This window comes from Rhodoplanes tepidamans, from assembly GCF_030813915.1.
Taxonomy (GTDB): Bacteria; Pseudomonadota; Alphaproteobacteria; order Rhizobiales; family Xanthobacteraceae; genus Rhodoplanes; species Rhodoplanes tepidamans.
In genome coordinates, this window is record NZ_JAUSUJ010000026.1 from 89,224 (window position 1) to 99,330 (window position 10,107).

The following is a 10,107-nucleotide window of genomic DNA, read 5'->3' on the forward strand; positions in this document are numbered from 1 at the left end:
GCAAACCTGCCGCTCGCGCCCCGGAATGACGACGAACCGATCATCGTCACGGCCCCCGGCCCATCAGCTCGCGATCGGGCTGGCTGAGGTCGCGCTTGGTGAACGGGCGCTCGAGGCCGTAGAGGCTGTAGATGGCGCGGCAGTCCCAGCCGGTGGGATCGACCGGGCCGGGCGGGCCGGCATTGGCCGCCATGATGCGCGCCTTGCAGGCCTCGGTCTCGCCCGCGAAGTCGATCGCCGCGACGCTGTCGCGGCCGTGCCGCGCCATCTCGGCGACGTGCGTGACGGCGGCGAGCGAGACGAGGATCGGCACGGCGGCGAGCGCGGGGCGTGACCCGTGCCGCAACGCGCCCTCGGCGGCGTCGGCCCGCACGGCGGCCCAGCAGGTCGCGATCACGACGACCGGCACGATGGCGCCGCGCATCGCCCAGTTGTTGGCGCCCGAGAAGCCGATCACCACGGTCGAGGCGACGAACAGGGTGGCGGCGATCGCGCACCGGCCGAGCGGGCTCTTCAGCGGCGAGGGTGGCGGCCGCAGCGCCAGCCAGGCGAGCCAGCCGATCTCCGCCGTGAGGAACAGGGCCGCGAAGGCGAGGCCGGTCAGGCCGGCCGCAGCGCCGCCGAACGTCTCCGCCCAGCGCGTGTAGATCAGCAGGACCCGGAAGCCGCCGGCCGAGTCGGCGTTGAGATACAGATAGGCGAGCGGCGCCGACACCAGCGCGGCGGCGGCGAGCGCCACCAGGGTCTGCGGCCGCGCCGCGAAGCGGACCAGCAGCGGCGACAGCGCGACGAGCCCGCCGATCAGCGCGAACACCGAGGCGAAGGCCGCGAACGCCACCAGCAGCCCGGCCGCCACCATGGCGGCGATCGAGGGGCGCGGCTTCAGGCTCAGCGGCTCGGTCGCGATGACGCCGGCGAGCAGCAGCGCCGCGCCGGCGATCAGGTGATGCGGCACCCAGACCAGCAGCGTCGTGAGGCTGGAGAGCTGGTTGGGGACGCCGAGATCGCGCTGCCACCATTCGGCATGGGCGAGCCAGTCGGCCGGCGGCGTGCCGGCGAGTCCGCCGGTCCAGCGGATCAGCAGCGCGACGCCGTCCGGCACGGCGGCGGCGACCACGAGCGCGGCGAGCGCCGCGCCGCGCCTTTCCGCCGGCAGCACGTGGCGCAGGAAGGCGACCAGGATCGTGGCGGCCGAGAGGGCGAGCAGCAGCGCCCCGATCCCGTAGGCCAGCTTGATCGCCGGGAGGCCGAAGCGCTGGAGCATCTCGGCCAGTGCCGCCGCCGGCATCCAGGCGACGTAATAGAAATGCAGATGGGTGTCGGGCTGATAGTTGAGCAGCGGCGGGAACCGCTCGCTGTTCACCAGGCTCGCCAGCTCCTGGACGTGCCAGTTGTCGTCCCAGTGGACGGCGGCGGCGAGCCGGCCGGTGAGCGACTGCGCCGCATAGGGCACCAGCCGCAGGAGCCCGGTCAGCGCCGCCCAGCCGATCAGCGCCGCCTCGAACCAGCGCAGCGGCGCCGGGGCGGCGGCGAGCGGCAGCCGGCGGAATGCCACCGCGGCGGCGGCGAAGAGGGCCGCGAAGACGAGCGGCGCCATGTCGCTCGGCAGCCGCAGCGCGGTCAGCAGCGCGGCGCTGCAGACGCTGGCGACGAGCAGCGACAGGACGGCGAGCAGTTCGCGCGCGAGCATGGCGGCTCCGGACCGACGGGGTGCGGCGAGCCTACACGGGGGGATTTAAGGAATTGAGAGGGGGCCGGCCTCGGTGCGCGCCGGCCGTGCCCCTCACCCCGCCGCCGCCACCTCGCTTTCCGCCTCGGGCGGCTTCGCCGGCAGGGCGATCGTGAAGGTCGTGCCCTGGTCCTCGCCGGCGCTCTCGGCCGTGATGGTGCCGCCGTGCAGGTCGACGATGCGCTTGACGATCGACAGGCCGAGCCCGATCGAGGTCTCGCCGCCGGTCGGCTTGGCGGAGAGGCGCTGGAAGCGGCCGTAGAGGCGCTTGAGGTCCTCGGGCGTCATGCCGGGCCCGGAGTCCTTCACCCGGATGCGGGCGCCCGCCGGCCCGTGGGCGAGGCCGACCTCGATGTGGCCGCCGATGACGCTGTACTTGATCGCGTTGCTGACCAGGTTGTCGATCGCCTCGCGGATGCGGTCGACGTCGCACAGCACCGGCGGGCCGGCCTCGATCGAGACGTCGATCACCTGGCTCTTCTTGGCGGCGAGCGGCTGGTTCGCCTCGGCGACGTCGCGCACCACGGTGGCGAGGTCGGCGGGGTCGCGCCGGATGGTGATGTCGAGCGCGTCCGTCATGGCGTCGGCGATAAGGCTCTCGACCATGTCGGCCACCCGGTCGGCGGCGTTGTGGATGTGCTTGATCTGCGCCCTGGCGGCGTCCGGGGTCAGCGCCGGGCTGGTGACCATGCGCTCCAGAATCTCGGCGCGGCCGATGATCACCGACAGCGGGTTGCGCAGGTCGTGCGCCACCGTGCCCAGGATCTCGGTCTTGAAGGCGTTGGCGCGCTGCAGCCGGGCCCATTGGGCGGAGAGGCGGCGGTTCGCCGAGGTGAGCTCGCGGGTGCGCTGGTTGACGCGGTCCTCGAGCCGCGTGTTGGCCTCCTGCAGCTGCTCGTAGAGGATCACGTTGTCGAACGCGATCGACAGCTTGCTGGTGAAGATTTCGACCAGGGTGCGGTCGGTGTCGGAGAGCGGGCGGGTGACGTGCAGGACGACGACCACCTCGCGCTCGCTCGACGTGCGGATGAACAGCACCGACCAGGCGGGGGTGAACTGGTGGGTGCGGCGCCGGAACGCCTCCTCGACCACCTGCCGCAGGTCGGCGTCGAGCGCCGAGACGCCGTTCTGCCCGACGTGGCGGGCGTAGCAGCCGGCCGCCGCGAGCACCGAGACCGGGTTCTCGCGGCCGTTCTCGTGCACCACCAGGATGCCGTCGCAGTCGACGTTGAGCAGCGAGGCGAGCTGCACCAGCACGCCCTCGGCGAGCCGCTGGATCGACTTGAAGTCGTAGAGCGTGGAGGCGGCGTCGACGATGATCTCCAGGCCGCGCCGCGTCTCCACCATGCGCTGCAGCTGCTGCCAGCTGCGCAGCGCCGCGGTGAGCGAGGTGAACAGCTTGTCGGCGGTGAGCTCGGTCTTGGCCTTGTAGTCGTTGATGTCGTAGTCGACGATGACGCGCCGTTCCGGCGCCTGGCCGGGCTGGCCGGTGCGCAGGATGATGCGGATGGTCTCGTTCTTCAGCTCGTTGCGGATGAAGTCGACGAGATCGAGCCCGGCCGTCTCGCTCTCCATGATCACGTCGAGAAGCACCACGGCCGTGTCGGGGTGGCGGGGCAGCAGCGCGCGTCCCTCCTCGGCCGAGTAGGCCGAGAGGATCTCCAGCCCCTGGCCGTTGAGCGTGTAGTCGGCGAGCGCGAAGCGGGTGCCGTCGTGCACGGCCGGCTCGTCGTCGATCACCATGATCTTCCAGCGCGGTCCGCTGTCGAGCGGCCGGTCGTCGCCGTCTTCGACGATGTCGACGATGTCGTCGTGGTCAGCCATGGGCTTGGTCCGTCGTCTGGAGGGCGGCCGCGGCGCCGTCGATGCGTGCCACCCGGCGGGGCAGCACCATGCGGAAGGTCGTGCCGTGGCCGAGCGCGGTGTCGAGCGTCAGCCGGCCGCCGAGGCTCTGGGTCACCAGGCTGTGGATGATGTGCAGGCCGAGGCCGGTGCCGCCCCGGCCGCGTCGCGTCGTGAAGAACGGGTCGAAGGCGCGGCGGCGCACGTCGTCGCTCATGCCGGCGCCGTCGTCCGCCACGATGATCTCGACATGGTTGGGGCCGAGCGGGCGGGCCCGCACCTCGATGGTGCCGGTGCGGCCGTCCGGGAAGCCGTGGGCGACCGAGTTGAGGAACAGGTTGGTCAGCACCTGCCCGTAGGAGCCCGGATAGCTGTCCATCACGATGCCGGCCGGCACCTCGATGGTGAGCGCGAGCTGCGCCTTGCGCAGCACCGGGCGGACGCTCGCGGCGATCTGCTCGGTCGCCTCGCGCAGGTCGAAGTCGCGCAGCTCGGCGTGGCTGCGGTCGACCGCCACCTGCTTGAACGACTGGATCAGCTCGCCGGCGCGGTGCAGGTTGGCGACCAGCTGCTGGGCGGCGTCGCGGGTGCCGGCGACGAAGTCGTCGAGCTTGGAGCGGCGCAGCGGCCCCTTGGCGATCTCGTCGGCGAACACCTCGGAGCGCCGCACCAGGCTGGAGGCGACCGTCAGGCTGATGCCGACCGGGTTGTTGACCTCGTGGGCGACGCCGGCGACGAGGCCGCCGAGCGCCGCGAGCTTCTCGGCGTCGATCAGGCTCTTCTGGGCGGTGCGCAGCTCGGCCAGCGCCTTCTCGGCGTTCTCCTTCGCGGCGCGCAGATCGTTCTCGGCCTGGCGCTTGGCGATGGCGTTCTCGCGGAACACCTCGACGGCGCGCGCCATGGCGCCGATCTCGTCGGTCTCGCGGGTGGAGCGGACCACCTGCCCGTAATGGCCGGCCACGATGGCGTGCATGGCCGCCATCAGCTCGCGCAGCGGATTGCGGATCGAGCGGGTGACCACCGCGGCGCCGACCAGGATGGCGATCAGGAACCCGGTCGCCACCAGCACGACCTGGCGGTAGATCGCATCGAGCGTCCGCTCGAGCATCGCCTGGGCGCGCGCCTCGCGGCCGCGCATCTCCTTCTGCAGCGTGTCGATGGTCGAGATCATCGAGGCCTGGTTGCCGTCGATGCCGGTGCGCAGCAGATGGGTGCGGGTGGCGAAGCGCTCGGCGAGCGCCGACAGGCCCCGGCGGAACGCGGCGGCGCGCTGCCCGAGCGCCTCCAGGGCGGCGCGCTGCATGTCCTCGGAGGCGAGGTCGGACATCACCGGGATGGTCCGCTCGATGGTCTCCAGGTTGCGCCGCGCCTCGGCGGCCGCGCTCGAATCGAGCGACAGATAGTAGGCGTTGGCGGCCACCAGGCTGGCCGTGAAGGCGTCGCGCGACTTGCCGAGCGCCGGCCAGATCAGCGCCTCGCGGCGGCCGGCGGCGCCTTCGACGATCGAGTAGAGGCCGGCCATCTCGCGGGCCGGGCGCAGCACCTCGTCCTCGTAGACGCGGGTGATGGCGCTCTGTACGGCGCGCAGCTCGCCGAAGCCGTCGAGGAACTTCTCGGTGACGCCGGCGAGCCGCTCCATGCCGTTCGCCAGCATCGGGTCGGCCGGCCGGCGGGTGCGCAGCGTGCCGAGCACGGCCTCGCGCACCAGCAGGATCTCGGCGAGGATCTCGGGGCCGGGCTCGTTGATGTAGCGGTGGATCAGGTTCTGCAGCCGGCCGGCCTCGCCTTCCAGCAGCACCAGGACGGCGTCGGACTCGCGCACCTCGCGGACCTCGTCCCAGGCGCGGCCGAGCGCCACGGCGCCGTTCCAGATCAGCCCGGCGAGCACGATCACGACGCCGGTGTTGAGCACCGCGATCGACAGGATGCGCCAGCGGATCGGCACCGCCCGGACGAGCCGCTCCAGATCGAACCAGCGCCGGTCGGCCGCCGCGGCGGGCGAGGCGACCGGCTGCGGCACGATCGACGCCTGCCCGGGCGTCAGGTCGGCCGGTCCGCTCTGCACCGTCGGAGACGCACTCAAAGGTCACTCGCTTTCGCGGATGCGGTCGATCAGCCGCCGGAGCTGCGGGTCGGTGACGCGGGCGTTGACGGCGGCCATCGCCGCCACGAAGGGGGCGCGGTCGAAGTCGGCGACGATGGTGGTGCCGGCGGCGCGCGCCTGGGCGCGCGAATGCTCCTCGAGCGTGTTCCACTGCTCGCGCATCACCCGGTTGGAGGCGCGGGCGGCGCTACGGAAGATCGCCTGGTCCTCGGCCGACAGGCTCCGCCAGGCGCGCAGCGACATCACCAGCACCTCCGGGCTCATGGTGTGCTCGGTGAGCGTGTAGTTGCGGGCGAGCCGGTAGTGGCCGGTGGTCACGTAGGACGGCCAGTTGTTCTCGGCGCCGTCGATCAGGCCGGTGGCGAGGCCGGTCTCGACCTGCCCGTAGGGCAGCTGCACGGCGATGGCGCCGAGCGCCTCGACCATCGCGACCATCAGGTCGGACTGCTGCACCCGGATGCGCAGGCCCTTCATGTCGGCGATGCCGCGGACCGGCCGGTCGCGGGTGTAGAGCGAGCGGGCGCCGGAGTCGTAGAAGGTCAGGCCGACGAAGCCGTAGGCCTCGAAGCTCCGCAGGATCTCGTCGCCGATCGGGCCGTCGAGCACGCTGTGCAGATGCGCGGTCGAGCGGAACAGGAAGGGCAGCGACAGCACGTCGGCGGTCGGCACGATGGCGCCGATCGGCGCCACGTTGGTGCGGTTGAGGTCGATGGCGCCGACCCGGGTCTGCTCGATCGTGTCCCGCTCCTCGCCGAGCTGGCGCGAATGGAACACCCGCAGGCGATGGCGGCCGCCGGTCTGCTCCTCGATCAGCCGGCTCATGTGGAGCACGGCCTGGACGGTCGGATAGTCCTCGACCTGGGTGTCGGCGACCCGGAACTCGCGCGCCGCGGCCGGCGCGGCACCGAAACCGGCCGCGAGACCGGCGGCGAGCGCCGCCGCGGCCACGAGGGCGCGGGCGAGGGCGGTCAGGGGCCGCACGGGGATCCGGACCGCCCGGAACCGGACGGCGGGCACCCCGGGGGCAGCGCCCGGGGTGGGGACACGGAGGCTCCTTGCTGGCGACAAATTCGCACCGCCTTGTCGTCGGACCATCGGGGCTCGTCGTCGTGAACCTCGAAATTTTAGCGAAACCATGATCGGATGGCCATCCTGACGGCCCGGCGCCCGCCGGCGCCCGGCCCGACGATCCCGAACCGCGGTGGCGTTACGATGTCCATGCCGATGCCGAGCGGCGCGAGTCCACCCGGCGAGCCGGCCGCGCCGCGTGATTCGGGCCGGGCCGCCGGCCCGGCGCCCGACCGGCGGCGCGTCCTCGCCGGAATCGGCGCCGCGATCGGCGCCGGGGCGGGCGCGACGCTCGGGGCCGGCCCGGCCCGGGCCGCGATCGAGGTCCAGTTCTGGCACGCCATGGCCGGCGAGCTCGGCCGCCAGATCGACCGCGTCGTCGCGGGGTTCAATTCCGAGCAGGACGCCGTCCGGGTCGTCCCGGTGTTCAAGGGCAGCTACACCGAGACCGTGACGGCGGCGATCTTCGCGGCCCGCACCCAGAGCCATCCGGCGATCGTCCAGGTCAACGAGATCGGCACCGCCACCATGATGGCGGCGCGCGGCGCCGTGTATCCGCTCTACGAGCTGATGCGCGACATGGGCGAGCCGTTCGACGCCGCGGCGGTGCTGCCGCCGATCGCCGGCTTCTACTCCGATCCGGCCGGCAACCTGCTGTCCTATCCGTTCAACGCCTCGACCCCGATCCTCTACTTCAACCGCGACCTGTTCCGGGCCGCCGGGCTCGACGACCGCCGGCCGCCGCGCACCTGGCCGGAGGTGGAGGAGGCGGCGCGGCGGCTGCGCCTCGCCGGGGTGACGTGCGGGTTCTCGACCCACTGGCCGTCCTGGGTGAACGTCGAGAACTTCTCCGCCTTCCACGACGTGCCGCTGGCGACGCGGGCGAACGGGCTCGCCGGGCCGGGGGCCGAGCTCACCCTCGACAATCCGGTGCTGGAGCGCCACGTCGCGGCGCTCGCCGCCTGGCAGAAGAGCGGCATCTACGCCTATGGCGGGCGCGGCACCGCGGCCGAGCCGATGCTGCATTCCGGCACCTGCGGCATCTTCATCGGCTCCTCGGCGCTCGCCGCCGACATCCGCGCCAAGGCGAAGTTCGACGTCGGCTACGGCATGCTGCCCTACTGGCCGGACGTGCCGGGGGCGCCGCGCAACTCCACCATCGGCGGGGCCAGCCTGTGGGTGCTGCGCGGCCGGCCGATGGCCGAGTATCGCGGCGCGGCGCGCTTCTTCGCCTATCTGGCGCGGCCCGAGGTGCAGTCGCGCTGGCATCAGGCGACCGGCTACCTGCCGGTCAGCCGCGCGGCTTACGAGCACGCCCGCGCGGCGGGCTTCTACGACCGCAACCCGGGCGCCGCCATCGCCATCGAGGAGGTGACGCTCAAGCCGCCGACCGACAACTCGCGCGGCCTGCGGCTCGGCTCCTTCATCCTGGTGCGCGACGTCATCGAGGAGGAGCTGGAGCTCGCCTTCGCCGGCAGGAAGACCGCCAGGGACGCGCTCGCCTCGGCGGTCCGCCGCGGCAACGATCTGCTGCGCCAGTTCGACCGGGCGAGCCGGTGAGACCGCCACCGTCGTTCCGGGCTCGCGCACCTTACGGTCCGCGCCCCGGAACGACAGCCGAGTCTAGCCGGGCCCGCCGCTCCGCTCCGGGAACGCCGCGGCGAGGGCGGCGCGGTCGGGCGCCAGCACGCCGCGCTCGGTGATCAGGCCGGTGACCAGGCGGGCCGGGGTGACGTCGAAGCCGTAATTGGCGGCCGACACCCCGTCCGGCGCGATGCGCACCGTCTCGAAGCGGCCGTCGGCGGTCTTGCCGGCCATCAGCGTCACCTCCTCCGCGCCGCGCTCCTCGATCGGGATCTCGGCGACGCCGTCCGACACCGCGAAGTCGATGGTGGGGGAGGGGAGGGCGACGTAGAACGGCACGCCGTTGTCGTGTGCCGCCAGCGCCTTCAGATAGGTGCCGATCTTGTTGCAGACGTCGCCCTGCGCCGTCACCCGGTCGGTGCCGACGATCACCATGTCGACCTGCCCGTGCTGCATCAGGTGGCCGCCGGCATTGTCGGCGATCAGCGTGCAGGGCACCCCGTGGTGACTGAGCTCCCAGGCGGTGAGCGAGGCGCCCTGGTTGCGCGGCCGCGTCTCGTCCACCCAGACGTGGAGCTTCACGCCCTTGTCGTGCGCCATGTAGATCGGCGCCGTGGCGGTGCCCCAGTCGACGGTGGCGAGCCAGCCGGCGTTGCAGTGGGTGAGGATCTCGACCGGGGCGCCGCCCTTGCGGGCCGCGATCGCCTCGATGAGGGCGAGGCCGTGGCGGCCGATCGCGGCGTTGATGGCGACGTCCTCGTCGGCGATCTCGGCCGCCCGCCGGTAAGCGGCGTCCACCCGAGCCTCGCGCGGCAGATTGCGCACCGCCGCCAGCATCTCGCCGAGCGCCCAGCGCAGGTTGATGGCGGTCGGCCGGGTCTTGGCCAAGGTCTCGCAGGCGGCCTCCAGGCCGGCGTCGGAGGCGTCCTCGCGCAGCGCCAGGCACACCCCGTAGGCCGCCGTGGCGCCGATCAGCGGGGCGCCGCGCACCAGCATCGAGCGGATCGCCTCGGCGGCGTCGGCGAGCGTCGCGAGCCGCACCGTGACGTAGCGGTGCGGCAAGAGCCGCTGGTCGATGGTGCCGACCGTGACGCCGTCCGGCTCCAGCCAGATCGTGCGGGTGTGCCTGCCGTCGACTTTCATGGGTCGGCTCCGCGGGATTTTTCGGGGTCGGGCGAGGGGGCGGCCGCCGTCATAGGGCCCCGGCGCCGGCTTGGGAAGGGGCGGCGGGCGGCCGGACGGCCAGCTGCGACCACTTCCGCGAGCGCCGGCCCGCCTGCACGCCCGGTCCGGTCTCCCGCCGTTCGCGCGGCAGCCCCGCTTGCCCGGCCCGCCCCGATCGGCTATCCAGGCCCGCAGGCGCCCGTAGCTCAGCTGGATAGAGCGTTGCCCTCCGAAGGCAAAGGTCACACGTTCGAATCGTGTCGGGCGCGCCATTTTCCATTTCTCACCGAAAGTCCTGAATTTCTCACCCGCTTCGGGCATGGAGCAGGTGAGCGCTCCATCGCCGCTGGACCTCGCGTGCTCGCCTTGCAGCGCGGCTGGGTCGACGACACAGCAGTGCCCGCGCACAGGTGATCTTGCGTACTGGTGCGTTTGCTGCCCTGACCCGAGACTTGCTCGGAGAGCGGCGCGCTGATTCGTCCGCCGCCAGCATCCGGGGCAGCGATGACGAGAATTGCATGGAGACTGGGCAAGAATCGGCGGGTCGAGCTGATGTAAGATTCGTCTTATGACGAATCGCCCGTTCAAGACCGGCGTCAGCCGGGCGCAGCCGAGC

General features: G+C 72.5%; 5 protein-coding genes, 1 tRNA gene and 1 pseudogene. 2 read left to right on the top strand and 5 right to left on the bottom strand.

Annotation, left to right across the window (positions count from 1 at the left end; all coding sequences use genetic code 11):
* Positions 1-46 precede the first annotated feature (46 nt).
* From J2S22_RS25165 to J2S22_RS25180, 4 genes and pseudogenes are all read right to left on the bottom strand, one after another.
* Positions 47-1,690, bottom strand: coding sequence for a hypothetical protein (locus tag J2S22_RS25165; RefSeq protein WP_272778232.1), 1,644 nt, complete (start codon positions 1,688-1,690; stop codon positions 47-49).
* A gap of 93 nt (positions 1,691-1,783) precedes the next feature.
* Complete coding sequence (locus J2S22_RS25170) at positions 1,784-3,553, bottom strand: ATP-binding response regulator (RefSeq protein ID WP_272778231.1); 1,770 nt, start codon at positions 3,551-3,553, stop codon at positions 1,784-1,786.
* A pseudogene (locus J2S22_RS25175) lies at positions 3,526-5,516 on the bottom strand (sensor histidine kinase); the annotation flags it as partial. The gene J2S22_RS25170 and the pseudogene J2S22_RS25175, both read right to left, overlap by 28 nt.
* Before the next feature lie 141 nt (positions 5,517-5,657).
* Positions 5,658-6,662: a TRAP transporter substrate-binding protein gene (locus J2S22_RS25180; protein WP_370878251.1), complete on the bottom strand. Its 1,005-nt coding sequence runs from the start codon at positions 6,660-6,662 to the stop codon at positions 5,658-5,660.
* 225 nt (positions 6,663-6,887) lie between these two features.
* Here J2S22_RS25180 and ugpB point away from each other — a divergent pair, with 225 nt between their 5' ends.
* A complete protein-coding gene (gene ugpB / locus J2S22_RS25185) occupies positions 6,888-8,303 on the top strand; it encodes a sn-glycerol-3-phosphate ABC transporter substrate-binding protein UgpB (RefSeq protein WP_272778230.1) in 1,416 nt (471 codons plus the stop codon).
* Between the two features lie 63 nt (positions 8,304-8,366).
* Here ugpB and mtnA read toward each other — a convergent pair whose 3' ends face one another.
* Positions 8,367-9,470, bottom strand: coding sequence for an S-methyl-5-thioribose-1-phosphate isomerase (mtnA, locus tag J2S22_RS25190; protein ID WP_272778229.1), 1,104 nt, complete (start codon positions 9,468-9,470; stop codon positions 8,367-8,369).
* Positions 9,471-9,686: 216 nt separating this feature from the next.
* Here mtnA and J2S22_RS25195 point away from each other — a divergent pair.
* Positions 9,687-9,763 (top strand) — tRNA-Arg (locus J2S22_RS25195).
* Positions 9,764-10,107 lie beyond the last annotated feature (344 nt).

What these genes read in the sequence shown, in the direction of transcription:
- J2S22_RS25165 (WP_272778232.1), bottom strand. Translation starts at nt 1,690, where the DNA reads ATGCTCGCGCGCGAACTGCTCGCCGTCCTGTCGCTGCTCGTCGCCAGC.
- J2S22_RS25170 (WP_272778231.1), bottom strand. Translation starts at nt 3,553, where the DNA reads ATGGCTGACCACGACGACATCGTCGACATCGTCGAAGACGGCGACGAC.
- ugpB (WP_272778230.1), top strand. Translation starts at nt 6,888, where the DNA reads ATGTCCATGCCGATGCCGAGCGGCGCGAGTCCACCCGGCGAGCCGGCC.
- mtnA (WP_272778229.1), bottom strand. Translation starts at nt 9,470, where the DNA reads ATGAAAGTCGACGGCAGGCACACCCGCACGATCTGGCTGGAGCCGGAC.